The following is a 26,058-nucleotide window of genomic DNA, read 5'->3' on the forward strand; positions in this document are numbered from 1 at the left end:
TCATGCACCCCCTTAAATTCCCCAAGTCCGTCGCCGCCCAACATCGAGATGCACCACGTTGGGCAAATGGCTATAGATGCCAATGCCCCCCGGCCACCAGCTAATCACAGCATTCGCCACTCGCCGCCCGCTGAATCCGGGCACTTGAATGTCCGCTGCTCTGCCGTAGAGGTGCTGACTGTTGGAAACGCCGCCGACCGCTTGATTAATGCGAGGCGGACGATACCAGGAATTGATCAAAAACGGACGCCCGATTTGATTTCGGGCACGCTGAAGCTGGCGAGCAAGAGCAATGATGTTGTCCACAACGTCTTCGTTGGCGGGAATGCGCGTCGCATCCTTGGTCGCTTCGCCCCAGGTGAAACTGCCGCCCGGAACAATCGGCTGGTCGGTGTAGAACGTGCTGACGTTGCCCGGTAGCTTAAAAGCTTTGCCGCTGTAGAGGGGTGTGGGAGTTGGTGACGGCGAAGGCGTTGGGTTGGGCTGTGGATAGACGACTTTGCCTGCGCGTTCGACACGAGCATGGCGATCGTACACATACCAGGTACTCAGGCCGCGAATGTAGTCCTTCTCATAGCGAAACGTGACTTTGATGTGATTGTTGAAGTCGCCGCTGGCATCGGCATAAGCGTAGGACAACAGCTTGTAGGTGCTGCCGTCTGAGGCGGGAGCGACTTCGTTGGCAGGCAGGCTGGACTGTGCGATCGGTCGCCGCTTAAACGCCGTATTTTCCGTGATTCGCAAAATCGGCATATCGGCAGGTTCAGGCGGATAAACGATCTCGCCGTCGAACTCGATGTAGATGTGCTGATCGTAGGCAAACCAGGTGTTTCGCCCGCGAATAAAGTCTTTTTGATCGCGCAGGGCAAACTTGACGTGATTGCTGAAATCACCCTGAGCATCTGCATAAGCATACGAGTTGAGCCGGAAACTTTGGCCTCGCGTGACGGCGGCTTTTTCAGTTGCCGCAAGCTGGTCAGAATCAACAGGACGCTGTTTAAACAACGTGTTTTGATTAATTCGCAAGATCGGCAGCGCTTCCTGGTCTTCTCGCGGGTAGACCACTTCGCCGTCAAACTCAACCTGAGCATCGAGCCGATAGACGTACCAGGTATTCAGGCCGCGAATGGCCGTGTTTTTCAAGGCAAATTTGATGTGGCCGTTGAAGTCGCCATTCACGCCCGCATAGGCATAGTTGGCGATTTCATACGTTGCTCCAGCCTGAACCGTGTAGAGTTCTTCGGGCTGGAGGTCTGCTGCCAGTTCCGGTCGCAGCTTGAAAACCGTGTTGTTTAAGACCCTGAGAATTTGCTCAACCATGCGATCGCCTGCTCAAATACCGCAAATCGTAGCAAGATTTGGCCGAGGCGATCGCGCTTTTGCCCGAAGAAATCCGAAGCTGTAGCGAATATGACAAAAAAATGAAGGATTTCTGCTGGGGTCAACGAAAATTCAACACTCGTTGGTAAGATCAAGTGGAATTGCCAAATTCTCAATCCAGCACTTTATGCTAACGCTAGAAGCATCGAAACCGCAGAACGATGTCAAATTGGGGCGAGTCCTTTTGGTTGAAGATGAAGCGTTAATTCGCGAAACCGTGACTCTGGCTTTGGCGGAAGAAGGCTACGAAGTGGTTCCGCTCGAAGATGGCCGCAGTGCGCTGGATTTGGTGTGCAAAACAGGCGAAAGCAGCTACCTCGATTTCGCCTCGTTCGATCTGGTTATCCTTGACCTGATGCTGCCCTACGTGAACGGGCTGGATTTGTGCCGATTGATTCGTCATGCCGGAAGCAGCGTTCCGATCTTGATTCTAAGTGCCAAAGGCAGCGAAACCGATCGCGTTGTTGGTCTGGAAGTGGGCGCAGACGATTATCTCGCCAAGCCATTTGGAATGCGCGAACTGGTTGCTCGCTGTCGCGCCCTGCTGCGTCGTCATCGCCACCGCCAGCCGCCGCAATCTGATTCAACGCTGAAATATCAAGACATCCAGCTTTCCCCGCAGGAATGTCGCGTCACCGTTCGCGGCGAAGAAATCGCCCTGTCGCCGAAAGAATTTCGGATTTTGGAATTGTTTATGAGCCATCCGCGCCGCGTTTGGTCGCGCGAGCAACTGATCGAGCGCGTTTGGGGACCGGACTTTATGGGCGACAGCAAAACGGTTGACGTGCACATCCGCTGGCTGCGCGAAAAGCTCGAAGCCGATCCGAGCCATCCGCAATATCTCATGACTGTGCGCGGCTTTGGCTACCGCTTCGGCTGATCGATAAGTAGGATCACGAATTCTTTAAAACTAGGTTTTTGTATTTAGTAAAGTGCGGCTTTGTTTCACTTTCTAGACACCAGTTTTGGATTTGATTCACGATCCACAGCAGACGATTTGGCAGGCCGAGGCGATCGCAATCCGCACCAGACTAAAATAACGGAAATGCTGCGATCGCTGTCGAATGCAAATTTTATGGTTCTTCTTTGGCTTACTGCTTGGGCTGCTGCTGCTGTGGTGGCAACAGCGACGATCGCAAGCCAAGATGCGCTTTTTGCTACGCAAACTGCAAACAAGCGCTTATGAATCAGCGTTGCCCAGCGAGTCACAACTGTCTTTGGCGATCGCTGACCAGCAGCGCATTCAGCAAAAGCTAGAACAGCAGATCGACATCTATCAGCAAATTTTGCAGGTTGCGCCGACTGGCTATTTGCAGGTAGACGATGAAAACCGCCTCTTGTGGTGCAACGAACTGGCACAGCAGATTTTGCAAATTCCCCAAGAGCGCTATGTGCCGCCGCGCCTGCTGCTGGAACTGGTGCGATCGTATGAACTCGATCAGCTGATCGAGCAAACTCGGCAAACCGAAAAACGACGCGATCGCGACTGGACATTCTTTCCCGTTAGCCCCGACGCCAGCCAGCCCCAGGTCGAATATCCGCTGCGCGGCTACGGCATTCCCCTCCCCGACGGGCAGGTGGGAATCTTCCTCGAAAATCGCCTCGAAGCCGCCACGCTGATGCAGCAGCGCGATCGCTGGGCATCCGACGTGGCGCACGAACTCAAAACGCCGCTCACCTCGATTCGCCTTGTAGCCGAAACCTTGCAAACGCGAGTACACCCTTCAATGCGCGGCTGGATCGATCGACTGGTCAACGAAACGATTCGGTTGGGAAACCTCGTCCAAGACCTGCTTGACCTCAGCCAGCTTGACCAAGGCTTGCCGCATCGCCTCAACCTCAAGCAGGTCGATCTGGTCGAACTGATTGAAGCCGCTTGGCTGAACCTAGAACCGCTTGCTAGCAAAAAGCATCTGCAACTCGCCTACTGCGGCGTTGATGCACTGGTGCTGGCGATCGACGAACCCCGCATGTTTCGCGTTTTGATTAACCTGCTCGACAACAGCATCAAATACAGCCCGCCCCGTCAAACCATTCAGGTCAAGCTCAACCTTCAAACTGACAATCACCAAGCCTGCGCCCACCTCGAAGTAATCGACGCTGGCCTGGGCATCGCCGAAGCCGATCTCCCCCATATCTTTGAGCGCTTCTACCGAGCTGATCCGGCCAGAGCGCGATCGCCCGATTCCTCCAACGCCAGCACCGAACCGCAACACCGCAGCAGCAGCGGCCTTGGCTTAGCGATCGTCCAGCAAATCATCGAAGCTCACGCAGGCAAGGTCACAGCCGACAACCATCCAGAGACAGGCGGAGCTTGGCTGCAAGTTTGGCTGCCGATCGAGTCGGGGGTTAGGAGTTAGGGATTAAGTGTTGACAAAAGGCAGGTAAACAGAAGGCAGCGGTTCGGAAACGAGGGTCGCGGTCGGCACAGCCAATGCGAAGCGCCACATTGACACCCACGAGTACGACCTTGCGTAGCAAAGGGAAATGCAATCTCCCTGCTGGGGTTGGAGGTGTGTGTGGGGGCAACGCCCCTAGCCTCCACTGGCTCGGAAACAAGAAGCAATCTCAACCTCGATCGCTCCCTCACAGAAAAAGCTTTTCTCTCTACCGCTAAGCTCCACAATCTGTATCTGAAATCACAGTAAGTAATTGTGCCGATCGCGCTAAACGCAATTGATCCCAACCGCATCAGCCTGGGGAAAGAGAGCGAATCGATGGCATGATATTGAAAGAAGCAACTCAATTTTGTGCCCCGTCCTTAATAACAATTTGGGTTTGGTCAGATCGATCCCGAACGAACTGACGATGCCCAGTCAGTCAATTCTCAGACTGGTTTCACCCATTCATAAGATTGAGTTTTGCTGAAGTTGAGTTGCTGCGAACAAAGCTACGTGTTGAAGGAGAACCATGCTGAAGCGGTTTGTTTGGCTTGCTGTAGTCACGATTTGCTTGGCCTTGCAGCTTTTTGTGAATGGCGCGATCGCTGCTGAACTCGATGCGGCGACCCGCACCATTCCCCTAAACGAAGACGGTGACACAATCACCCTCTCGCAAGAACAAGTGGCAGAAGGCAAGCGCCTGTTTAACTATGCCTGCGGCCAATGTCACGTTGGCGGCGTCACCAAAACCGACCCCAACGTCGGCCTCGACCCCGAAGCTCTCGCGCTCGCCTCGCCGCGTCGCGATAACGTCGAAGCGCTGGTCGATTACATGCACAACCCCACCACCTATGATGGGCAAGATTCGATCGCTGAGCTGCACCCCAGCACGCAAAGCACCGACATCTTCCCCAAGATGCGAAACCTGACCGAAGACGACCTCGAAAGCATTGCAGGTCACATTCTGCTTCAGCCAAAAGTGCTGGGCGATCGCTGGGGCGGCGGCAAAATCTACTACTAAATTCGGCTAGCTTCGTTTAGCTGTTGGTTTACTGGGGCAGTGCATTTCGATCGCCTGCCCCTTTCTCATGCCTAAATCGGATGTGCAATATGTGGCGATCATTTTTCTCGATCAAGATTCGCTGTGCTGTTCTGCTGGCAATTCTATGGCTCGCGATTTGTCCGATGGCAGAGGCCGCGATCGATCCGTATGTTTCCCGCTATCTCGATGCGCGGGAACCCGTGGAATTGGCGATCGATGGCGATCAAACTCGTACTTTCACGATCGAGGATCTTTCGGAAGGCAAACGGCTGTTTGAAGATAGCTGCCTCAATTGTCATGTCGGCGGCGCGACTTTGCCAGAGCCGACCGTGACTTTGGCGATCGACGCGCTCAAGCAGGCCACCCCGCCTCGCGACACGATCAGCAGCTTGGTTGCTTTCCTGCGTCAGCCGATGACCTACGACGGCAGCGAAGAAACCTTTTGGTGTCGGCAAGTCCCAGAAAGCTGGATGTCGCAGGCGGAAGTCGAAAATCTTTCAGCGTTCATTTTGCGGGCGGCAGAGAAAGCGCCCGGCTGGGGTCAAGCAAAGTTCTAGGAATAACTTTCGATCGCAAAAGTTCGGCTTCTACGACAGCCTGTCGAAATTCCCCGGCCAGCGTTTCAAAATCGTCATATTTCCAGGGTAAGATCGAGATAAAGCAACAAAATTCGCTTAAATCTCCTTGAGGTACACATGAAATTGACTGCTTTAGTCACACGGGGTTTAAGCCTAGTTGTTTGTACGGTGGTTGTGTTCGTCACCAGCTTTTTGCTGGTCGTTTCGCCAGCCTCGGCTGAAACCTACACCGTCAAACTAGGCGCTGACAATGGCATGTTGAAGTTTGACCCGCCCACCTTGACCATTTCGCAAGGTGACACCGTCAAATTCAGCAACAACAAATTGCCTCCGCACAACGTCATCTTTGATGACAAATCGATTCCCGGCGGCGACAAAGCGCTGGCAACCAAGCTGTCGCACGATCAACTGATGTTCTCTCCGGGCGAATCATTTGACATCACCTTCTCGGATGTGCCCGCAGGAGACTACACCTACTACTGCGCTCCTCACCGAGGCGCAGGCATGGTTGGCAAAATCACCGTGCAGTAGAACTCTCTAAGTTTTAATTTGCGAAGAAGGGGCGATCGCACAGTGTACGATCGCCCCTTCTTCTTACGATTTAAGCTGTTGGACGTTTAAGCTGTGTCCGAATCTAATCGCGATTAAACGCAATCAGCAGCCGCAGAATAAAGACAAACAGATTCACGTAGGTCAGATACATCGACAAAGCAGCAGGCAGATACTGATCGTCGCGATAGCTGCGCGGCAGAATGAAGAAATCCACAACCGCAGCTCCGGCAAACAGGAAAACGCCCAGCGCAGAAATTCCGATTTCAAGCGCAGTCGGTGTAAAAATGCCAAAAAAGCTCAGGACAAGCTGAAGCAGAATCACGACAAATAGCGCGATCATGCCCAAGCTGACGGTTTGCGTTAGGGCTAGGCCATCGCGCTCTCCTAGATTTGAGCCGATTTGCCGAGCGATCGCAAACGTCACGCCGCAGCCCAAGGCCGCAAAGCCAACGCCCGCGATGCCGACGCCCGACGTTCCCAGCGCGACAAACACCAGTCCGCTGAGCGTGTAGCCCGTCAGCAAACTGTAGGTTGCCAGCAGCGGCAGGGCTGTGCTGTTGTTGCCTTTGTGAGCCACACTGCTGGCGACGAAGAACAACACGAGATTCAAAATAATTGCCACCCAGAAGGTTGTCATAAACAACCTTGGATTGCTCGCCAAAACGTTCAAACCGCCAAACGTTCCCACTGCCGTCAGCACCAAACCGCCGCCTAAGAAAGGCAGCGCTTTTTTGATGACGTTGGGGCCGACAAGTGCCTGAGTTTTCGCGTCTCGAATGGCGCTGCGGAAATTGCTGGTATTCGCCACAAGTATTTCTCCCAAAAATTTGGTCAAACTAAACTTGAGCCTATTTTGACGCACGAACCGATGAACCTGCTAGTCGGGCGTTCTTCTCTACCCAAAGGCAGATTGCGTGGTTACACGGGGCGCAGAGCGATCGCCTGACGAGATCACCGTGAATTAACGATGGTGTCTACCCAGAGGAATACGGACAATTGAGCCAAATCGGACGCAAGGTATCTTCAGATGACGGCTCCCCATTCCCTTCGCTCGCACGCTCTCGATCTGCTGATTGAATATCAGCAAAATCCGTCAATCCAGCTTCGCAATCGACTGGTTAGCCTGAATGCGGGTTTAGTCCGCAAGCTGGCGCATCGCCTCAGCCACCAGTGCGCGGAGCCTTACGAAGACCTCGAACAGATTGGCTACCTCGGATTGATTCGGGCGATCGAGCGTTTCGATCCGGCTCAGGGCTGCGCCTTTAGCTCGTTTGCCGTTCCGTATATTCGCGGCGAGATTTTGCACTACTTACGCGATCGCAGCAGTGCCGTAAAACTGCCCCGTCGCTGGCAAGAACTTCACAAGGCCAGCGAAAAAGCCAGAGGCGAACTGGTAAAAACGCTGGGTCGCCCCCCCCAAGATGCGGAAATTGCCGCTGCGATCAATCTTTCCCCGCAGGAGTGGAGCCAACTGAAAATCGCGATGAAGAATCGATCGCCCCTCAGCCTGGATGCCACCGTCAGTCAGTCGATCGATTCTACCGTGACGCTCGGTGAAATTTTGCCCGACACGCACCACCAAGCTTTGCAGCGATTGGAAGAAGATTCGCAGCAGCTTCATCGCGCTCTGTCGCAGCTTGAAGACAAAACCAGAGCGGCGATCGAATTTGTTTTCTTCAGCGGCTTGACGCGCAAAGAAACTGCTGCCCGCATTGGTGTTAGTCCGATGACCGTGACGCGCCGAATTCAGCGCGGCCTCGATCAGATGATGGCGATGCTTCAGCCGCAGTCGGTGCAAACCGATCCCTAGCAGCACAGATTGGAGCGCCCCCTAAATCCCCCGCGAGTAGGGGACTTTGAAGGGTCTAGCGCTTTAAGTCTGCGATCGCGCCTTTTGTCATCGCGGCGATCGCCTGATCGTTCGCTTTCGGCAGATGGTAATACTTACCTGCGGCATGTTTGGCGAGTTCTTTGGCGAATCCGGTTGAGACGAATTTGTTTTCCGTGTCGATCACCAAAAGCTGAATGCCGCTGAGCCGCACTTTGGCCGCAATATCAAGCAGTTCCGCTTTGATGTCGGGCTTTTCATCGGGAGGAATCGTTTCACCGAGCGATCGCGCCAGTGGAATATTGCCGCGCCCATCCGTAATTGCCACGATCACCACTTGACCCACATCGCCGGACTGCCGCGCATTCACCCCAACTCGTACCGCTTGCGTCAAACCGTGCGCGAGGGGAGAACCGCCGCCGCAAGGCATTCGTTCGAGGCGGCGACGAGCAGCGGCGATCGATCGCGTCGGTGGCAACAAAACTTCGGCCTGTTCACCCCGAAACGGAATTAGGGCAACCTGATCGCGATTTTGATACGCCTCCGTTAGCAGCCGCAAAACTGCACCTTTGGCCGACTGCATTCGATTTAGCGCCATCGAGCCGGACGCATCGACGACGAAAATAATCAGCGATCCGGCTTTGCGAGCGAGACGCTTGGCGCGGATGTCCGTTTGTTCCACCACGACGCGACGATGCGGTTGCCGCTGCCGTCGCGCTTTTTGATAGGGAGCTGCTGCCCGCAATGTGGCATCGACTGCAACTCGGCGCACTTGACCTTTCGGCAGCATCGGCTTGATATAGCGGCCTCGATCTTCCGAGTAGATCAAGCTGTTGGAGCCAGATTTGCCTTGCCGATTCGCCATTTGAGCAAAGAATAAGACGGTCGGATCGAGAATCACGCCTTCCGGGTCAAAGATGAATTCTTCCGGAATGCTGGGTGGTTCCTGCTGCTGGTCGTCTTCGTCCTCTTCGTCTTTGTCGTCCTCGGTTTCGTCCGGCTGCTGATCTTGTGGAGGTGGTGGCGGCGGCGGAGGTGGTTGCGGAGCTTCTTCAGGGGGAGATTGGACAATGGTGGAGCGCGGCACGATCGCCAACTCCACCGCCCGCCGCAGATCATCCGCATTCACGACCGTCCGACCATCGAGCGCAGCATGTGCCCTCGCAATTCTTACGGCAAACAGTTCAGCGCGATGTCCCTGCACACCACCGCGAATCGCTTCGTTGACGAGATAGGCGATTTGTTCCGGCTGAATCTGCACGTCTTTGAGCCATTCGCGAGCCAGCACGATCTGCGTTTTCAGCCCGTCAATTTCTTCTTCATACTGAGCCAGAAAATCGGCAGGAGAGGCAGCGTAGGCGATCGACTGCTCCACCGCCATGACGCGCTCATCCAATCCCAAAGCGGCATCGGCAGACAGGGCGATCGCAATTCGATCGAGCAAATGCTGCCGCAGTTCGCCTTCTTCGGGATTGTATGTGGCGATCAGCAGCGGTTCGCAGGGATGGGAAAAGCTGATGCCTTCGCGCTCAATTTGGTTGCGGCGATCGGTCAACACGCTCAGCAGCAAATTGGCGATCGAGTCATCCAGCAGATTAATCTCGTCAATATAAAGGACTCCGCGATGCGCTTCGGCCAGCAGTCCCGGCTGAAATACGGTGTCTCCGGTCTTGATCGACTGCGCCACATCCACTGATCCCAACAGGCGATCTTCCGTTGCACCGAGCGGAATTTGGATGAATGGCGCGGGGATCACGGTTGTCGGGATGTCGGTACGATCGCGTAGCGCTCCCGGAACGGTATCGTCCATCTGCAATTTCGTTTCATCGTCCCAGTTTTGCGGCTGCGTCGGATCGGCGTTGCAGCGCGATCCCTGGACAATTTCGATCGGTGGCAGAAGCGCATGAAGGGCACGAGCCATTACAGATTTGGCGGTTCCGCGCCGTCCGGCAATGACAACGCCGCCCAAAGCGGGATCGATCGCCACCAGCAAAAGCGCAAGTTTAATCGCGTCTTGGCCGACAACGGCAGTCAGCGGAAAAGCAGTTGGGACGGTTGCAGGCATGTCAATCAAATGGGCGAATCGATCTTCAGCATATCAAGATTGCGTGATTGCTTCGGCAAGATAAACGTTTGTCTGATAAACCAGCGTCACGATCGAATTTTGATTCCAGCGATCGAACAAATCCCGCAAATCAACGAGTAGCTGTTCGTAAACTGCGCCAGATTTGGGAATGTAGGAAGCGCTGAGGGCAAGGCCGATCATCGCGTCGAGGCTAAGCGGTTGCTGGTTGGGGAAAGACTGCTTGCGGTAGTCGGTGAAGCGATCGCTCTCAGACAAAGGATCAGCCGATTTGCGGCTAGGATGATCAAAAAAGTCAGTTGCCGCCGCTTTGCGAATCACAGCCGTATGCTCTGCCGTGAAGGGATCGGCCTGATCGCGTTCGTTCCACATCAGGGCAACTCGCCCGCCCGATCGAAGGATGCGGTGAAATTCTTGTAAAGTGGCGATCGGCTCAAACCAGTGAAATGACTGACAGCACGTAATTAGATCTACGCAGTTTGCATCGAGTCCGGTTGCTTCTGCCGTGCCCGATCGAAACTCGACTCGCGGATGCGGTTCGGCTGCCGATCGCATTGTTTCATTCGGTTCGATCGCCCAAACTGTTGCACCGCGATCGCCCAACAACCGCGAGGAAATTCCGGTTCCCGCCCCGATATCGGCAATCGTTAAAGTCGCGGGATCGCTCAGTCCATCTAGAGTCCAGTCGATCGCCTCAGTCGGATAAGTCGGACGATAGCGGCTGTAGTCTTCGGCACGGTTGGAAAAGCGATCGCGGGGATTTTGCGTATACAGCGGCGGCAAATCAGAATTGGCAGCACTCATAAAGCATCAACAACTTTTCGTGGTTCAGTGTAGCGATTTTGAGCAATCGGCAATAATGGCGATCGAACTATTTATAAAGCAATGATGTCTCGATCGTTTGTTTCTGGAGTTGCGCCGCCCGAAAAAGTGCAATCAAGCTTGTGGTTTGCGTTTGCGGGCAACAAACTTTTGGTGCGGCAAGTTGGGGAGCGCTACGAAATTCCCAGCGCGATCGATCTCGCACCGATTCGGACTCAGTACCTCGGACAGTTGGGCGATCGATCGTGCTTTTCGGCGGAACTGGCGAAAGATGCGATCGCGCCGGAAGGCTTTGCGCTGTTGGGACTACGAGAGCTTTACGGCAGTTTGACTGAGGAGGAGTTTGCGATCGCGGGTCGCGCCGTCCAAATTATCGCGTGGGATCGGACGCATCAATTTTGTGGACACTGCGCCACGCCGATGACTCAGCTTCCGGATGAGCGAGCGAAGCGCTGTCCAAACTGCGGCTTGGTAAACTATCCGCGCCTCTCGCCTGCGATGATTGTGCTGGTGTCGCGCGGTGAAGAAATTTTGCTGGCTCGCGCTCATCGATTTCCGACTGGAATGTACAGCCTCCTCGCTGGATTTGTGGAACCGGGAGAATCGCTAGAAGAAACAGTTGTGCGCGAAGTGCGTGAAGAAGTCGGCATTGAGGTGAAAAATATTCGTTATTTCGGGTCGCAGCCTTGGCCGTTTCCAAACTCATTAATGATCGGATTTATGGCAGACTATGCGGGCGGTTCGATCGCTCTTGAAGAAAAAGAAATTGCCGATGCAAAATGGTTTCACAAACACAATTTGCCGCCGATTCCACCCAGAATTAGCATCGCTCGCAAGCTGATTGATGCGTTTGTGTTTGGGGCGATCGAAAGCGCCCTAAATCCTTAAAGAAGGCTTTGAGGTCGATCGCCCGTGTGTCATCAACTAGCGCAATCGGCGCGTGTAGGTGCGCGACACTTCATCTGTTTTGCTGCCGGAAACGGGAACGATCGGCCCCCATTCGCTCGGCGCAGAAAAGCGACACAGATAAAATTCGCGGATGATTTGCTCGGTTCCGTCTTGCGTTCCGTAAATCACGATTCGCACCATTTCGGCTTTGCGCTTTTTCGGTTTGGATTCGCCTGAATTCGAGTCTGTCATTGGGTTTTCTCCTGGTTGAGTGGATAGGAAAAACCCAAAAACCTAGCCGCCCCGTCTGGTGCTGCAAGCGCAGCAAGAAGTGAGGCGGCTAAGCAGGATGTTAAAATCCAACATTAGCCTCCGCACTGGCCTCTATCCAGTTTGGGGGTTAGCTGCTCAGGGGCTTTGCCGAGCTTACCTGGGCGGCGTGCTAAGTTTTTAGGTTCAGTGGCGTCGCCGGAAAGCAACGTTAAATAGAGAAGGTAGAGGATTCGCGAGGCTTTGTCAAGCGATCGAGTTTGGGCTGAGCGGAAGTTGTCAAGGGAAATGATCAGGAAATTGAATTGCTGGGACGATGAGGAGTGTATAAAGCTTCGGTAATCTTCCTGATGAATTGTTGATAAATCGAAGAAATAATCGATGTGAATTGCACACAATAGCATCAGGTATCGCTGAAGCCGCTTCCTCTCATGAGCATGACAACCACACGCCTTCAATCTGCCCTACAAAGTCTTCCTGAAAACGCACCGGAAGCAGTTGTTGATTCAAATTTTTCAACTCAGCTACTCGAAGCTTTAGGTTTTCAATCACAAGAAATTCATCCTCAATTTCCAACAGGTGATGGAGCCGCTGACAAAGCTGCTCGAAAGACAGTTGGAGATGACATTTTTCTTTATACAAAATCAAATTCTTATCTTTTAGTGGAGCTAAAAGGCAGAGATATCAATTTATCCAGTGAATCTGCTTATTACCAAAAAACTGTTAATCAGTTGAAGCGATACTTGCTTGCACCAAATTGTAAAACAGCACAGTGGGGCATCATCACAAACTCATGTCATATTCAACTGTTTCGGAAGCATGGAAAGGTAGTTTTTCCAGCAACACAGTGTCTTGCTCTCAATGATGAGAACATTGATGAGATTGTTGCTTCGATTCGCAAAAAAATTGAAAATCCAGCTAAAGCGCTGACGATCGCCGTCTACAACAACAAAGGAGGAGTCGGGAAAACAACTACAACTGTCAACCTTGCAGCTATTCTGGCATTTTTGGGTAAGAAAGTTTTGGCGATCGACTTTGACCCCAACCAGCAAGATTTGACGAGTTCTCTGGGTCTTTCTTTAAGCGAAGATCAAGTCTTTAAGGCTCTTACTGAAAAAGATATAGAGTTTCAAAGCACTGCACAGACCTTTTCTTTTCCAGTCAGACGAGCGAACACTGAATTGAAGTTTGACATCATTCCTGCTGATCAAATGCTGGCTAGTAAATCAGAAGAATTTTTGGAGTCTTATTTCAAACCCAATACGCTTTATCGCAACTTAGCCCCCGCAAGGCAAGAGTATGATTACATTTTGATTGATGCGCCTCCAAATTGGCGACTGTTCAGCAAACAGGCTGTCTACGCTGCCGATGTTGTTTTCATTCCCACAAAGCATAACAACCTTTTCTCACTGGAAAATGCAGCGACAGCAATGAAGAAATTTATTCCTGAAATGCAAGCAGAAAAAGGTGATGGTAGTCCAGTTCCATTGCCAATCTTCTTTAATGGAGAAAAAATCACTGCGCCTCAGCTAGCAGTTGCCCAGCAAGAAATCACCAACATTCTCAAAACTGCTAAGAAGGAAGGATGTGACTTGTTACCTTACTTCTATCCGAAGTACACCACTTCCCGAAAAGATTTACACATTCATCAACTACCGAGCTACGCGAACATTGCAAGTTCAGCTTTTTCTCGTGTTCCTGCGGTTTATCGAGACAGAGCAGCCCATGATTACTACAAAGACTTAGCAAAGGAGTACTTTTTACAATGAGTAGCCTCAGCAGCATTGGAAAATTGATGCATTTGTATCTGGATGAAATTGAACCAGGTGAAGAAACGGATGCGCCGGAATTTTTGATTCAAGCTTCTGCACATTTGCTGAATCAAAAAGGTGGACGCAATTGGATTCCCGTCATCGTTAAGGAAACAGGTGAAGATCAATATGAGGTGATTGGAAATTCATTCATCTATGCGATCGCAGAAGAAGCTGGACTCGATCGAGTTTGGTGCATTGTTGCAGATGATAGCGAAGACACCGCTGAAATTACGAAAGTTTTGGCTGGCGAACAAACCCCAAAAATCAATCTTTCAAAAGCATCGCGAGATGAAATCATGGCCGCGCTGCAATTCTTGATCGAGCAGCCCGGAAGCCCTTTGAAATCAGTAAGATTGGCGGTCGCAACCAGCAGAATTGACGAAGCACCCCGCCAATACTGGAAAAACTTGGAGCCAATTACGACCCTGAAATGCGGCATTACAAAAGGCAAAAAACTCGATGCTCTAAAGCAAGTGTTTTACCTCACTCCTCAGCCGATGTCAGAGACAATTACTGACACCGCTATTCTCAAAACGCTATCAACAACCGATTTGAAAAACATGGCGAAGCAGCGAGGAATCTCTGGCATCAGCAAGATGAAGAAAAATGATTTTGTTGAAGCACTCAGCAAGCCTTCAAAGTAAATCAACTATCCGAAAAAGACGCAGTATTACAATCGCAAATCGATCGCAATCCGATGAGCGCAGGCAAAGCCGGAAAAGGCAACGGCGTTTAAGCCTTGACCGGGAAAGGTGCTGTCACCAACGCAGTAGAGTCCCGGTACGACTGTGCGGTTGAACGGCATTCCCAGCAGGCCGAGCAGCTTGCGGGACGGAATCGGGCCGTATGTGCCGTCATCGCGACCGAGGAAGCGGCGATGGGTGCGCGGCGTGCCAACTTCCTGATAGTCGATCGCGGCTTCCAGATTGGGAAACAGGGCAGAGAGGCGATCGATCATCTGCGCGGCGACGGCTTCTTTTTTCTGCTGATAAGCTGTGGGCGAAAGGTTTTGCCAGTCTTCGATCCAGCTTGGCGTGAAGGTGTGGATGATGTGGTGTCCCGCAGGTGCAAGATCCGGGTCGAGCAGGGTAGGAATTGAAACAAAAATTGTGCCTTCGGCGGCTTCCATGCGGCTCCAGTCTTCCAGCAAAATGTGGTGACATTCGGTTCCCGCAGGCAGCACGTTTGCTTTGACGCCCAAGTGCAGACTGACGAAGCTGGGCGATTTTTGATAGCGCTGCTGCCAGCTTTGTTCGCGACGGGGCAGATCGGCAGCGGGCAACAGTTTCTCGAAGGTATCCCAGCGCGTGGCGTTGGAGACGATGCGTTTGGCGCGGTAGGTTTCGCCGCTCGCCAGCTTCACGCCCACCGCTTGATTGCCCTCTCGCAAAATTTCCGTGACGCGCGATCGATACTGGATGTGGCTTCCAGCCTTTTCCAAGCCTTCCACCAGCTTTTGTGAAATCTGGCCGACGCCGCCTTTGGGATAGTTGATGCCACCATAGTGTCGATCGCTAAACACCATTCCCGCATTGATCATCGGGGTGCGATCGGCAGGCACAACCGACCAGATGTAGCACTCCATGTCGATGAACTTGAGCAGTGTCGGGTCTTGGATGTAGCGGCGGGCAAAATCTCCGACGTTTTGCGGCAGATATTTGACCAAGCCCAAACAGGAAAACGGACGCTGAAAGAATACGCGCGTCAGATAGCGCGGTTCTTCCAGTGAGAGCAGTTCCATCGAGTTGAGGCAGTTGAAGACTTGCCAGCATTCATCGTAGAACTTGCGGATGCCTTCGCGCTCGTGCGGAAAGCGATCGCCCAATTCTTGCAAAAATTTCTCATAGTCGCGATCGACTTTCACGTCCAGTCCATCGGGCAGATGATAGTGAACCTGCGTGGCATCGGGGATCGTCTCGATTTTGGCGTCAACGGCGGCAAGAGCGCGAGTCAAAAGGTTGGTCGTGCCGCGATCGCCAAAGCCAAAAATCATCGACGCGCCCACGTCAAACCGATAGCCTTCGCGCTCAAAATAGCCCGCACTGCCACCGGGAATGATGTAGCGCTCCAGCACCAAAACTCGTGCGCCCTTAGCTGAAAGCTGCGTTGCCGTCACCAAACCGCCCATGCCTGCGCCGATGACAATCACGTCAAACTCAGACCCGCTGGGAAAGCGCGGCTCGATCGTGGCGTCCCGGAACGGTATCGCATCTGGGGTAGGCAAAACGGCAGACATTACCAAGGCAAAAGAAACTTCATCTTTCAATCTATCAGGCTGTCTAGCCGCCTGTGCATTCCCTCAAAGCAAAAAAAAGCGGGATTAGTCCACGACCAATCCCACCTGCCGATCCTTTGAGAGGAGAACACTGAAATTAATTTAGTCTTATTGAGAGTAATTGTCAATATTTGACGAAAAATAATTCTGAGAACGAGCAGGTCGATCAGAATCACAGTCCGTCAAAGGCAGCGGGATAAGCGATCGCCCCCCATTCTCCTTTGTACGCAGGCAATCGCTTGATCCGAAAGGCAGGCGACGGCACAGAAAACGGAGCCGTGATTCCGAACGTTGCCGCTTCTGCAAATCCACAGCGGGCGTAGAAATCAGCGTGTCCCAGCACGACGATCAGCGGATAGTCGGTGGCAGTGGTTTGTTCGCTGGCCGCTGCGACCAATGCCGTCCCGATGCCCTGCCGCTGACAGTCAGGATGCACGGCGATCGGCGCGAGTGCCCAAACCGATCGCACCGATTCCCCGATTAAATCGACTTCGCTCAGCAGAACGTGACCGACGATCTGGTTGTTTTGTTCAGCGACAAGGCTCAGCCAAGCGCGATCGCTGTGGCGGATGCGATCGATCAGGTCGGCTTCGGCAGATCGACCAAAGGCGGCAGTGACAAGGGTGGCGATGGCGGAGCGATCGGATGGCTGTTCCAGGCGAATTCGCATTCATTACGGCTTGAGCGCGTCCAAATTCGGGCGGACTCTGGCGCGAATCAGAATGGCGGTGATGTTGTCGTGGCCGTTGTACTGATTGGCAAGATCGATTAGCTGATTGGCTCCTTGGTCGAGTGAATTTTGGAAATTCAGCAGCGGTTCAAGATGAGTGCGCCAGTGATTTTCGATCAGGTTGTTGTCCGTCAGTCCGTCCGAGCAGAGCAGCAGCAGCAAATCTTCATTGAGTTCCATGAACTGCACATCGGGGCTGATGAAATTTTCGTCGCGGGGGCCAAGCGCCTGCGTTAGCTGATAGGCATCCGGGCGGGCATAGGCAATTCCCGGTTCCACACCGCGCTGAATTTCGCGCTGGCCGACTTCGTGATCGATCGTGATTTGTTCGAGGCCGCGCCGCCGACTGAAGCGGTAGAGGCGGCTGTCTCCGACATGGGCGATCGCCGCTTCGGTACTGTGAATCAGCACCAGCACCAAGGTTGTGCCCATGCGACCGCTGCCGGACTGGTTGTTTTGCTGATTAAGGTCATAGATCGCTTGATTGGCGAGCTGGATCGCCTCGCGAATTTGGGCTTCTTTGGGAAGCTGGTCTTGCCAGTGCGTCTCGAAATATTGGCGAATCGTGTCGGTTGCCAAAGCGCTTGCGACTTCTCCGGCAGCGTGGCCGCCCATTCCGTCGCACAAAATGTAGAGTCCTTTGGCCTGAAGCGATCGCCCGCTCGGACTTTCCAGCTTTTTCACTTCCGAGTGAACAGCAAAGTAATCTTCGTTGCGCTCGCGCTGGCGGCCAATGTCGGTGCGCCCGGCGTCTTCCAGATTGAGCAGCTTCATCGGCAAAACAACAGTCGGCGCGTCGTCACCTTCATTGCTGACTTCTTCGATCGCGTTGCCCATTTCTAGCCGCATTGAACTGGACGCGATCGGCTCAGGCGCGGCGGCAAAATCGGTTTCCGGCAAATCCGGCAGGATAATCGGATCGGCAGTCGGCTGAAACTGATCGGCGATCGCTTCAAGCTGCTGGTGAATCGCATCGATTCCGCTCAGTTCCCCAACCGCAACTTCCTGGCAAAGCTGCGCGATTGAGCCGATCTGCGTCCGCTGTGACTGGGCGAATAGCTGCTGCCAGAGCGTGCCGAGATCGCGCAGGTCGAGCGATCGATCGGTTCCATCCGCATGAAGCCGCTGCAAAGATAAAAGCTGGTCTTCGTCCACGCGCAAATTATCCAGCTTCAGCAAACTGTGGGCATAGCCGATCGGCTGCAAAATGCCCCAAAGTTCGACCATTTCGTGCATCCAGTGCAGCATTTGCAGCGGCAGCACTTCGTCACTGCTCCACATTTCCGTCAAGGGCGGCAGTTGCGATCGATCCTGCAAAATTACCACTGTGAATTCGGCCTGCTCGATCGCATCGTGAATTTGCGGCAGCGCGGGCGATTGCGATCGCACTTCCACGTAAGGCTGAGCAACAGCAGGAATCGCTTGGGTGGCAACGGCGGCCAACTGCGGCTCAGCTTCAAGCGGCTCGGCTTCGAGCAGTTCAATCAGCGACGCTTGAAACGGTTGGCAATCCCGCACCGTCATTTCAATTTCACTCGTCAACGGTGTGGGCAGCGGTGCTTGCAGACGATAGCGCTGTTGCTCATCTAGAAAATTGGGCGAGGCAGCAGGCCAATCGGCGAGCTTGGGCGTCAAAATTGCTCGCCACTCGATCGCCGTTTCTGCGCCGCACTTGTGACACTGCTCCGCCACAAATTCAACAGCGGCTCCGCACGCTTGACAGGTAATCTCGGTCAAAGAAGTGCCGCAGCGCTGACAGAATTTGTGGTCGTCTGGGTTGCTGAACTGACAGTGAGGACAAACAAGCATGTTGAAGTTCTTCTTTCGTTAAACAGGCTGGAGACGGATCAAAACAAGCTGTCCCGCACCGCGTAACGCTCGTGTAAAAGTGCGATGTACACAAGTTATCATCATAGGCTTGAAACGGGATGTACAATGAAGCGCACTCTAGCACCATGAAGTTACCGTAAAGCACTTTTAACGATCGAGCGATCGCTCAGGCAGCGGTTGAACTCTCCCCACTTGTCTTCTACAGAAAGCGTGGCATAATGATCCGGCCAATGTCAGCCCACTTGTCAGCATCCTCATGGTTTCTGCTCCTCATCTCGACGGTTCCTATCCCGCCAGCCTCGCAACGGATATCGATCGCGCCGATCTCAGCTTTAATTTGCCAAATCCGCAAGACGATCGAATTTCGGAGTTTGAGTTTCAGCAGCAGATCGATCGCGCTTGGCAGGTGTGCGATCGCGTAGATTTACAGACGGAAATTTGGCGCGGACGAATTTTGCGGGCGGTGCGCGACCGCGAGCGGCGCGGCGGTGAGGGGCGATCGCGAAGCGCTTCCGGAACGGTATCGATTGGCTTTCTCAACTGGCTCAAAGACCGCGAAATCAGCAAAACGCAAGCCTACTCGCTGATCGAACTGGCAGACAGTGCTGACGCTTTGCTAGACGGCAATTTGCTGGAGCCAGAAGACGTGAATCAGTTCAGCAAGCGGGCGTTTGTGGAAACGGCGCAGGCTGAGGCGGAAGTGCAGCAGATTGTCAGTGAAGCCGTTCGGCGCGGCGACAAAATCACTCGGCGCGAGGTAAAGCAAATTTCGGACGAGTGGACGGCGATGAGTTCGGATCTTTTGCCTGTTGAGGTGAAGGAAAAAGCCGCCAACAACACGATTCCGATGCGATATGTGGCTCCGCTTGTGCGCGAATTGGAAAAGCTGCCTGCCGCTCACCAGAGCGCCCTGCAAGCCGAAGTTGCCGAAAATCCTGATGTGGAAACGCTGAAGCAGGCTACGGCTGAGGCAAAATATCTCGCGAAATATCTCAGCGCCGCCGCACAAGTACAAACGTTGAACCACGATGCGATCGACCTCGAATCCGCCCTCGAAGAAGCGCTTCGCATCGGCTGCCTGAATTCGACTGCCGATCTGGTCAATCAAGCCGCGCAGCTAGAGCAAGCGATCGCCAAACTCTACACAAGCTGGAAGCGGCTGAACACGCTGGCCGAACGGGTTTATCTTGACAGCGGCGCAAGTACGCCAAATCTGCGATCGCTCCTGTCTGGACTCAACCCGCTCTCTGGTGAAATCTTGGAACTGCAACTTGGCGATGCTGATGGCAGCTTTTCGCGCACGGTGCGGCTCAAGGTGCTGGGAGAAACGATCGGGGAAGCCCCCTAAATCCCCCACTCGTAGGGGACTTTGAGGCTAGCCCGTCGATCCGCTCGATCACAGATGCACCCGCAAACCCTCCTCAAAGTTCCCCATGCATGGGGAACTTTGAGGGCTTCCCCGATCGCTCACTGAGCCGCCTGCGTGGAATTTTGGCCGTTGGCGATTGCTTCGGTCAGCACACCCAGCGCCCGGACATACTGCGGATCGGCGGATGTTCCAATCTCGTCGTTGTTGCTGGCAAGCTCTTCGCGCTGCTCTTCCGTCAGTTCAATTACCACATCCGGCGCAATTCCGGACTGATTGATGTCGCGACCGCTGGGCGTGAGATATTTGGCAACCGTGATCGCCAAGCCCGATCGCCCGTCGCTCAAGCCCCGCACCGACTGCACCAAACCTTTACCAAAGGTTCCCGTGCCGACTAAAGTGCCGCGATCGTTATCTTGAATTGCACCCGAAAGAATTTCGCTGGCGCTGGCCGAACCTTTATCGACCAGAACGACAAGCGGCTTATCGGTTAACGCCGAGTTGTCTGCGCTGTACTGCTGTGAAATGCCTTGGCGGTTGACCGTCGAGACAATCAAGCCGTCGTCGTACCACATGCGGGCGATATCGACGCTGGAATCGAGCAGGCCACCGGGATTCGATCGCAAATCGAGAATGTAGCCTGTCACGTTTTGGCGTTCGAGGTCTTCGATCGCCTTTTCCATTTCTTCAGCGGCGTTGTTGTTGAACTGCGTCAGGCGGATGTAGCCAATGTCGCCTTGCGGACTCGACTGCTTTTCGTAACGAACCGGATGCAGTTCAATGTTGGCGCGGGTGAGGGGAAACTCGATTTCGCGATCGCCCCGCTTGATCGTCAGCGTCACCTGCGTGCCTTCCTGACCGCGAATTCGCGAAACAGCATCGTTGATGTCCATGCCCTCAGTGCTTTCACCGTCAATTTTAACGATCACGTCACGGGCGACGATTCCCGCCTCGGCAGCGGGCGATCCTTCGATCGGGGAAACCACGACTAGCTCATTGGTTTCTTCATCTTGTGACAGCGTAATCCCAACGCCAGACAACTGCCCTTGCGTTTCGATCCGCATACTCTCGAACTCTTCTGGATCCATGAAGCGCGTATACGGATCGTCAAGCTTGGCAAGCATTTCGCGAATTGCTTCGTAGGCTTGTTCGTTGCTGGTGTAGTTGCGGTTGAGATATTCCTGCCGGACGGCTCGCCAATCGACCTGATTAAACGTGGCATCGACATAGGTGCGATCGACCGCCTGCCACACTTCATCGACCAGCTCTTTCGGGCTTTCTTGAAAGAACGACTGCCCCTGCGACAGGTGAACTCCGGCTCCCATGACGGTGACGGCGGCGACCGCAACGGCGGTTGCGCCCAGAATCAGTCCGCGCTTAATCATGACCATAGTTGCGATCGCGTCCCAAATAGCAAGAAGAGTACGCCCAATTTAGCACAGCCGAATCGGGAAGATCGGAGTGGGTTGGGAGTAGCAGATCGATCGATACAATCTCTTAAGGATCGACCCAGCGGCCATCTGCCTTAATCAAATTGATTAGCTCCTCCACGCCCTGCGTTTCCGGCACTTTTTTGATTTCCTCGCGTCCGCGATACAGCGAAATGAATCCGGCCTGCTTGCCGACATAGCCATAATCGGCATCTGCCATTTCTCCCGGTCCATTCACGATGCAGCCCATCACGGCGATGTCGAGTCCGGTCAAATGCTTCGTCGCTTCGCGCACCTGATGCAGCACTTCTTCCAGGTTGAACAGCGTCCGGCCACAAGACGGACAGGCGACATATTCAACCATTGTTTTCCGCAAGCCCAACGCCTGCAAGATGCTGTAGCACACCGGAATTTCCTTTTCGGGGGCTTCGGTTAGCGAAACGCGAATCGTGTCGCCAATGCCATCTGCCAGCAGGGTTCCAATTCCTGCCGTTGATTTAATTCGTCCATATTCGCCATCTCCGGCCTCGGTGACGCCCAGATGCAGCGGATAGTCCATGCCCAATTCGTCCATCCGCTTCACCATCAGGCGATTTGCGGCGATCATTACGGGCACTCTGGAAGCTTTGAGCGAAAGTTCAATGTTGTAGAAGTTGAGCGATTCGCAGATGCGGATGAATTCCAAGGCCGATTCGACCATGCCTTCGGGCGTGTCACCGTAAGTAAACAGCATCCGTTCCGCCAGCGACCCGTGATTGACGCCGATCCGCATCGATTTATTTTGATCGCGCAGCGAGACGACGAGCGGTTCGAGAGTTTCACGAATCTTGGAGCCGATCGCCTCAAACTCCTCTTTCGTATATTCCGTCCGCTCTGCACTCGGCTTCTCAAACACATACAGGCCGGGATTAATCCGCACATTATCGACATGCTTTGCAACTTCCAGCGCAATCTTCATGCCGTTGTGATGCACGTCTGCCACGAGCGGAACAGGCTTGTATGTGGCATAGAGCTTGGCACGAATTTCTTCCATCGCTTTCGCATGGGCAAGGCTGGGAACCGTGACGCGCACGATTTCGCAGCCGATTTCATGCAGCCTGCGGATTGCTGCCACTGAGCCGTCTACATCCAGCGTGTCTTCATTAATCATCGACTGGACGACAACCGGATTGCCGCCGCCGATCGTAATGCTGCCGACCGGAACAGGCCGAGTTTTGCGACGACGAATCGCGGTATCAACAGGAGTCGAAGCAGGCGCGGCAATCGGGCTAGGTAAAGTCTGCATAGCAGCAAGTTTTTGTCACAAAAACGTCAAAATCCTCTGTGCTTCCAGATTGCCATAGTCCGGTGTTGTTTGGTTGGTTTGAGCGACACAATCGCAGAATCGATCGCCGCCAGTTCTCACTCTCAAGAAAGGCCGGATATTCCCACCTTGGGCAGGACGAAAGCGGCGCGATCGACGCCGTATGATCAAATGTAAAGGCAATGCTAAGCCGACCCAATGGGGAAATTGATATGTACAACACTTACGACAACGACAAGCGCAAGATTCTTTCAATTTTGAGCCACGCCTCAATCTTTGGAAGTGCGCTGCTGATCTCGGCAGGTCTACCGCTGGCGATTTGGTTTGTTTCTGAAGATCCGGTGGTGAAAGAAAGTGCGAAAGAAGCGCTGAACTTTCACTTTAATGTTTGGCTGTATGGAATCATCTTCGGCATTTTGTGCTGGGTGCTGATTGGCTGGCCGCTGCTGGCGATTTTATTTGTTGCTCACTGGACGCTGCCGATTTTTGCAATTTTGCAGGCGCTCAGTACGCCAGAACAGCCATACCGCTATCCGTTCATTTTCCGTGTGTTCTAAGAATTTTAATTTGACGTGAGTGAAGGCGATCGAAATCGATCGCCTCTATTTTTTTAGAACAGTAAAAAGATTTTTAACAAAACGGTATCATTTGCGACAAACTGCGATTGCATTGAATCAGGAAAATTACTTTTCCAATTTCACTTTCGATCGATCTTAACTAATCTTTAAACATGGCAATTGTTTTTGGCACGTCCGGCGACGATACACTCTTTGGCACGCCTGAAAGCGACACTATCTTTGCAGGTGAAGGCAACAATATCATCGATGCATTCAGCGCTGGCAAAGATACGATTTTTGCTGGAGCAGGCGATGATCAAATTTTCGTTTTCTCTGGTGGCGACACGATTTTTGCGGGCGAGGGATCTAACCTGATCATCGCAGTTGGTAGAAGTGAGGGCATCACCACGATTTATACAGGTGCAGGAGATGATGAGTTTTTAACTGGCTTCGACACCGACAGCATCATCTTTGCAGGCGAAGGCAACAACAGCGCCGATTTGGGTGTTGGCAACAACACTTTTTTTGCTGGAGCAGGAAACGACGCGATCCGCCTGAGAGGTGGAACCAATCTGATTTATGCAGGTGAAGGGGCAAACACGATCGAGATTGAAGCAGGCGACAATGTAATTTACACAGGTTCCGGCAATGATTTTATCGATTCAGGTGAAGGCAACAACACGCTGTTTCTAGGAGGTGGTGAAGATGTGATTACCTTAGCATCGGGAAGCGGTTTCAACACCATCAATAACTTCATTGTTGGACAAACCAAGCTTCAGCTTACGGAAGGATTGACCTTTGCAGATTTGACGATCGCTCAAGCCAACAATGCCACCCAAATTTCTTTTGGAACTGATCTATTAGCTTCGCTCACTTCAATTCAGGCAGGCAGCCTCACGAGCGATTCTTTCATTGCTTAAGTAACGTTGTCTGGGTAACACTATCTAGGGAATTGCAGGGCGATCGCAATAGAATCGATCGCCCATTTCTGCTTAAATTTCGTCTGGAAGAATCCACTTGGGTGGAGCCGTTAACTTCTTGCGGCGAGCTTCTTCTGCGATCGCCAGCATATCGTCAAGCGACTTTTCTTGAATGAAGCTGGCAGCTTGAGAAACATATTCTTTGTTAGGACAGCGATCGCCTAACACACAACCGTTTTTGCAGGCTTCAGCACAGTTAATTTGAGTGGATTCCATTGTGTTCTCCTCGTTTCGACTCGCGCGAGTTGCGGTTGGGCGCGAATCTTTGAACTCAATTTGTCTAGGCAAATCCTAGCGCACTGATGCAGCCTGAAATCTGACTCATGACGGAAGTTTGTTCGGCAGCAGGCGTGATCGAAGGGCGATCGCCTCGCGGCTGTCATCATACGGCTGTCATCATAGAAGATGGCTTCACTTCTATTAGCAAATGTTTACTTTCGATTGTCAGGCACGCTGTAGTCATACGCAGGCCAGAGCCGGAGTTTTCACAACGCCACACGGCATCGTGGAAACGCCGCGCTTTATGCCTGTCGGCACGCTTGCCAATGTCAAAACTGTAACGCCCGCTCAGCTTGCTGCCACCGGAGCGCAAATGGTGCTGTCAAACACCTACCATCTGCATCTCCAGCCCGGAGAAGACATTGTGCAGCAGGCGGGTGGACTGCACCGCTTTATGGGTTGGAATCAGCCGATGTTGACGGACTCCGGCGGCTTTCAGGTATTTAGCCTCAGCGAATTGCGATCGATTTCCGAAGATGGTGTCACGTTCAAATCACCGCGCGATGGAGCCGTGATTCACCTGACGCCAGAGCGATCGATCCAAATTCAAAACGCGCTGGGAGCGGATGTAATCATGGCGTTCGATGAATGTCCGCCGTATCCCGCCACGCGCGAAGCGGTCGAACGCGCCACAAGTCGCACGGTTCGCTGGCTAGAACGCTGCATCCAAGCGCATCAACGATCGGATCAAGCTTTATTTGGCATTGTGCAGGGTGGAGTATATGCGGATCTGCGGCAGGCTTGCGCTCGTGCCTTGGTTGAGATGGACTTGCCGGGATATGCGATCGGTGGTGTCAGCGTCGGTGAACCTGCGGATCTGATCGAGAAAATTGTGCAGGTGACGGCTCCGCTGCTGCCGCAGAATAAGCTGCGCTATTTGATGGGCGTGGGAACCTATCGCGAAATGGCACAGGCGATCGCTTCCGGGGTCGATGTGTTTGACTGCGTGATTCCAACTCGACTTGCCCGACACGGTAGCGCCCTCGTGAAAGGCGATCCCAACGGGATCGGCGGAGCCGCACGCTGGAATTTGAAAAACGCCCGCTTCAAAACGGACTTCACCCCGCTCGATGCCGACTGCGACTGCTACACCTGTCAAAATTTCACCCGCGCCTACCTCAGCCATTTGCTCAGAGCGCAAGAAATTTTGGCCTACACGCTTTTATCGATTCACAACATCACCGAACTGATTCGCTTTACGCGCCGCATTCGTGAATCAATCCTGCGCGATCGCTTCACCGAGGAATTTGCCCATTGGCTACAGCCTGATCCGGCACTTGCGCGATCGAGTCGTTCGGTAGATGATACAAGCCTTTCTTTGGAAAGATGAGGCGATCGCGCTGCTTCCTTACGATTGAGCTAACTGTGATGAATTTGACGAAAAGGAGCAAAACAAATGGCTGAGCAAGCGATGGAACTGCCCGCTGATCTGCAAGACAAGCTGCAAGATGGTGCTGCCAACATTTTCAAAGCCGCAATGCAAAGCGCGATGGACAACGGCATGAGCCAAGAAGGAGCGATGGAAGTCGCCTGGAACACCATCAAGAACGACTATCGCCAAGACGAAAGCGGCAACTGGAAGCGTAAGCCCGACGACACGCCTTGGACGGGTACGGGCGTTCAGGTCAGCGGCAACTAAGATTGCATCCTCAAAACTTCGCGACACAGGG

The 26,058-nt window shown here is 53.2% G+C and carries 25 protein-coding genes; 14 read left to right on the forward strand and 11 right to left on the reverse strand.

The features are described from left to right. Nucleotides 1–12: 12 nt before the first annotated feature. Nucleotides 13–1,320 (reverse strand): D-Ala-D-Ala carboxypeptidase family metallohydrolase, encoded by a 1,308-nt coding sequence (locus H6F67_RS00670; protein ID WP_190762313.1) that lies wholly within the window; start codon nucleotides 1,318–1,320, stop codon nucleotides 13–15. Between the two features lie 187 nt (nucleotides 1,321–1,507). Here H6F67_RS00670 and H6F67_RS00675 point away from each other — a divergent pair, with 187 nt between their 5' ends. The 5 genes from H6F67_RS00675 (at nucleotide 1,508) to petE (ending at nucleotide 5,912) form a co-directional block, all read left to right on the forward strand. Further along, complete coding sequence (locus H6F67_RS00675) at nucleotides 1,508–2,260, forward strand: winged helix-turn-helix domain-containing protein (protein WP_190762315.1); 753 nt, start codon at nucleotides 1,508–1,510, stop codon at nucleotides 2,258–2,260. A gap of 184 nt (nucleotides 2,261–2,444) precedes the next feature. Beyond that, a complete protein-coding gene (locus tag H6F67_RS00680; protein ID WP_190762316.1) occupies nucleotides 2,445–3,740 on the forward strand; it encodes a cell wall metabolism sensor histidine kinase WalK in 1,296 nt (431 codons plus the stop codon). A gap of 550 nt (nucleotides 3,741–4,290) precedes the next feature. Then, nucleotides 4,291–4,782, forward strand: a complete 492-nt coding sequence (psbV, locus tag H6F67_RS00685) for a photosystem II cytochrome c-550 (protein ID WP_190762318.1) — start codon at nucleotides 4,291–4,293, stop codon at nucleotides 4,780–4,782. 89 nt (nucleotides 4,783–4,871) lie between these two features. Next, nucleotides 4,872–5,360 (forward strand): photosystem II cytochrome PsbV2, encoded by a 489-nt coding sequence (gene psbV2, locus H6F67_RS00690; RefSeq protein WP_190762320.1) that lies wholly within the window; start codon nucleotides 4,872–4,874, stop codon nucleotides 5,358–5,360. Nucleotides 5,361–5,498: 138 nt separating this feature from the next. Next, nucleotides 5,499–5,912, forward strand: a complete 414-nt coding sequence (petE, locus tag H6F67_RS00695) for a plastocyanin (RefSeq protein WP_190762322.1) — start codon at nucleotides 5,499–5,501, stop codon at nucleotides 5,910–5,912. 103 nt (nucleotides 5,913–6,015) lie between these two features. Here the strand turns inward: petE and H6F67_RS00700 are convergent, their stop codons facing one another. Beyond that, nucleotides 6,016–6,741: a Bax inhibitor-1 family protein gene (locus H6F67_RS00700; RefSeq protein ID WP_190762324.1), complete on the reverse strand. Its 726-nt coding sequence runs from the start codon at nucleotides 6,739–6,741 to the stop codon at nucleotides 6,016–6,018. Nucleotides 6,742–6,960: 219 nt separating this feature from the next. Between H6F67_RS00700 and H6F67_RS00705 the strand changes: the two genes are divergently transcribed. Next, complete coding sequence (locus H6F67_RS00705) at nucleotides 6,961–7,743, forward strand: RNA polymerase sigma factor SigF (RefSeq protein ID WP_190762326.1); 783 nt, start codon at nucleotides 6,961–6,963, stop codon at nucleotides 7,741–7,743. A 55-nt stretch (nucleotides 7,744–7,798) separates the two neighbouring features. Here H6F67_RS00705 and bchD read toward each other — a convergent pair whose 3' ends face one another. Together bchD and H6F67_RS00715 are read right to left on the reverse strand one after the other, a co-directional pair. Next, complete coding sequence (gene bchD, locus H6F67_RS00710) at nucleotides 7,799–9,826, reverse strand: magnesium chelatase ATPase subunit D (protein ID WP_190762329.1); 2,028 nt, start codon at nucleotides 9,824–9,826, stop codon at nucleotides 7,799–7,801. A 33-nt stretch (nucleotides 9,827–9,859) separates the two neighbouring features. Next, complete coding sequence (locus tag H6F67_RS00715; protein WP_190762331.1) at nucleotides 9,860–10,648, reverse strand: class I SAM-dependent methyltransferase; 789 nt, start codon at nucleotides 10,646–10,648, stop codon at nucleotides 9,860–9,862. A gap of 81 nt (nucleotides 10,649–10,729) precedes the next feature. On the opposite strand from H6F67_RS00715, the gene nudC reads away from it, so the two are divergent. Next, on the forward strand, nucleotides 10,730–11,554 hold the full coding sequence (gene nudC, locus H6F67_RS00720; RefSeq protein ID WP_199304171.1) for an NAD(+) diphosphatase: 825 nt from the start codon (nucleotides 10,730–10,732) through the stop codon (nucleotides 11,552–11,554). Between the two features lie 36 nt (nucleotides 11,555–11,590). On the opposite strand, the gene H6F67_RS00725 is transcribed toward nudC, so the two are convergent. Then, nucleotides 11,591–11,806, reverse strand: a complete 216-nt coding sequence (locus H6F67_RS00725; protein ID WP_190762332.1) for a hypothetical protein — start codon at nucleotides 11,804–11,806, stop codon at nucleotides 11,591–11,593. Between the two features lie 455 nt (nucleotides 11,807–12,261). Between H6F67_RS00725 and H6F67_RS00730 the strand changes: the two genes are divergently transcribed. Both H6F67_RS00730 and H6F67_RS00735 read left to right on the forward strand, forming a co-directional pair. Continuing rightward, a complete protein-coding gene (locus tag H6F67_RS00730; protein ID WP_242020430.1) occupies nucleotides 12,262–13,593 on the forward strand; it encodes an AAA family ATPase in 1,332 nt (443 codons plus the stop codon). Continuing rightward, nucleotides 13,590–14,282, forward strand: a complete 693-nt coding sequence (locus H6F67_RS00735; RefSeq protein ID WP_190762336.1) for a Rho termination factor N-terminal domain-containing protein — start codon at nucleotides 13,590–13,592, stop codon at nucleotides 14,280–14,282. Before H6F67_RS00730 ends, H6F67_RS00735 begins: the two co-directional genes overlap by 4 nt. Before the next feature lie 26 nt (nucleotides 14,283–14,308). On the opposite strand, the gene crtH is transcribed toward H6F67_RS00735, so the two are convergent. From crtH to H6F67_RS00750, 3 genes are all read right to left on the reverse strand, one after another. Next, complete coding sequence (crtH, locus tag H6F67_RS00740) at nucleotides 14,309–15,874, reverse strand: carotenoid isomerase (protein WP_190762338.1); 1,566 nt, start codon at nucleotides 15,872–15,874, stop codon at nucleotides 14,309–14,311. A 211-nt stretch (nucleotides 15,875–16,085) separates the two neighbouring features. After that, nucleotides 16,086–16,583, reverse strand: coding sequence for a GNAT family N-acetyltransferase (locus H6F67_RS00745; RefSeq protein ID WP_190762340.1), 498 nt, complete (start codon nucleotides 16,581–16,583; stop codon nucleotides 16,086–16,088). Nucleotides 16,584–16,586: 3 nt separating this feature from the next. Then, nucleotides 16,587–18,452: a serine/threonine phosphatase gene (locus tag H6F67_RS00750; protein WP_190762342.1), complete on the reverse strand. Its 1,866-nt coding sequence runs from the start codon at nucleotides 18,450–18,452 to the stop codon at nucleotides 16,587–16,589. A 277-nt stretch (nucleotides 18,453–18,729) separates the two neighbouring features. On the opposite strand from H6F67_RS00750, the gene H6F67_RS00755 reads away from it, so the two are divergent. Continuing rightward, nucleotides 18,730–19,821 (forward strand): hypothetical protein, encoded by a 1,092-nt coding sequence (locus H6F67_RS00755; protein WP_199304172.1) that lies wholly within the window; start codon nucleotides 18,730–18,732, stop codon nucleotides 19,819–19,821. Between the two features lie 119 nt (nucleotides 19,822–19,940). Here the strand turns inward: H6F67_RS00755 and ctpC are convergent, their stop codons facing one another. Both ctpC and ispG read right to left on the reverse strand, forming a co-directional pair. Next, nucleotides 19,941–21,230, reverse strand: a complete 1,290-nt coding sequence (gene ctpC, locus H6F67_RS00760; RefSeq protein WP_190762345.1) for a carboxyl-terminal processing protease CtpC — start codon at nucleotides 21,228–21,230, stop codon at nucleotides 19,941–19,943. 106 nt (nucleotides 21,231–21,336) lie between these two features. Continuing rightward, the gene (gene ispG / locus H6F67_RS00765; protein WP_190762347.1) at nucleotides 21,337–22,554 is read right to left on the reverse strand and encodes a (E)-4-hydroxy-3-methylbut-2-enyl-diphosphate synthase; all 1,218 of its coding nucleotides are present in this window, start codon (nucleotides 22,552–22,554) and stop codon (nucleotides 21,337–21,339) included. A gap of 200 nt (nucleotides 22,555–22,754) precedes the next feature. On the opposite strand from ispG, the gene H6F67_RS00770 reads away from it, so the two are divergent. Further along, the gene (locus H6F67_RS00770) at nucleotides 22,755–23,129 is read left to right on the forward strand and encodes a DUF4870 domain-containing protein (RefSeq protein WP_242020431.1); all 375 of its coding nucleotides are present in this window, start codon (nucleotides 22,755–22,757) and stop codon (nucleotides 23,127–23,129) included. 173 nt (nucleotides 23,130–23,302) lie between these two features. After that, on the forward strand, nucleotides 23,303–24,049 hold the full coding sequence (locus H6F67_RS00775; RefSeq protein ID WP_190762349.1) for a calcium-binding protein: 747 nt from the start codon (nucleotides 23,303–23,305) through the stop codon (nucleotides 24,047–24,049). A gap of 72 nt (nucleotides 24,050–24,121) precedes the next feature. Here H6F67_RS00775 and H6F67_RS00780 read toward each other — a convergent pair whose 3' ends face one another. Then, complete coding sequence (locus H6F67_RS00780; protein ID WP_190762351.1) at nucleotides 24,122–24,325, reverse strand: hypothetical protein; 204 nt, start codon at nucleotides 24,323–24,325, stop codon at nucleotides 24,122–24,124. A 211-nt stretch (nucleotides 24,326–24,536) separates the two neighbouring features. Between H6F67_RS00780 and tgt the strand changes: the two genes are divergently transcribed. Beyond that, complete coding sequence (gene tgt / locus H6F67_RS00785; RefSeq protein ID WP_190762352.1) at nucleotides 24,537–25,718, forward strand: tRNA guanosine(34) transglycosylase Tgt; 1,182 nt, start codon at nucleotides 24,537–24,539, stop codon at nucleotides 25,716–25,718. Between the two features lie 66 nt (nucleotides 25,719–25,784). Beyond that, nucleotides 25,785–26,027: a ChaB family protein gene (locus H6F67_RS00790; protein ID WP_190762354.1), complete on the forward strand. Its 243-nt coding sequence runs from the start codon at nucleotides 25,785–25,787 to the stop codon at nucleotides 26,025–26,027. Nucleotides 26,028–26,058: the final 31 nt, after the last annotated feature.

The sequence above is a fragment of the Microcoleus sp. FACHB-1515 genome (genome assembly GCF_014696105.1).
Classification (GTDB): Bacteria; Cyanobacteriota; Cyanobacteriia; order Elainellales; family Elainellaceae; genus JAAUTJ01.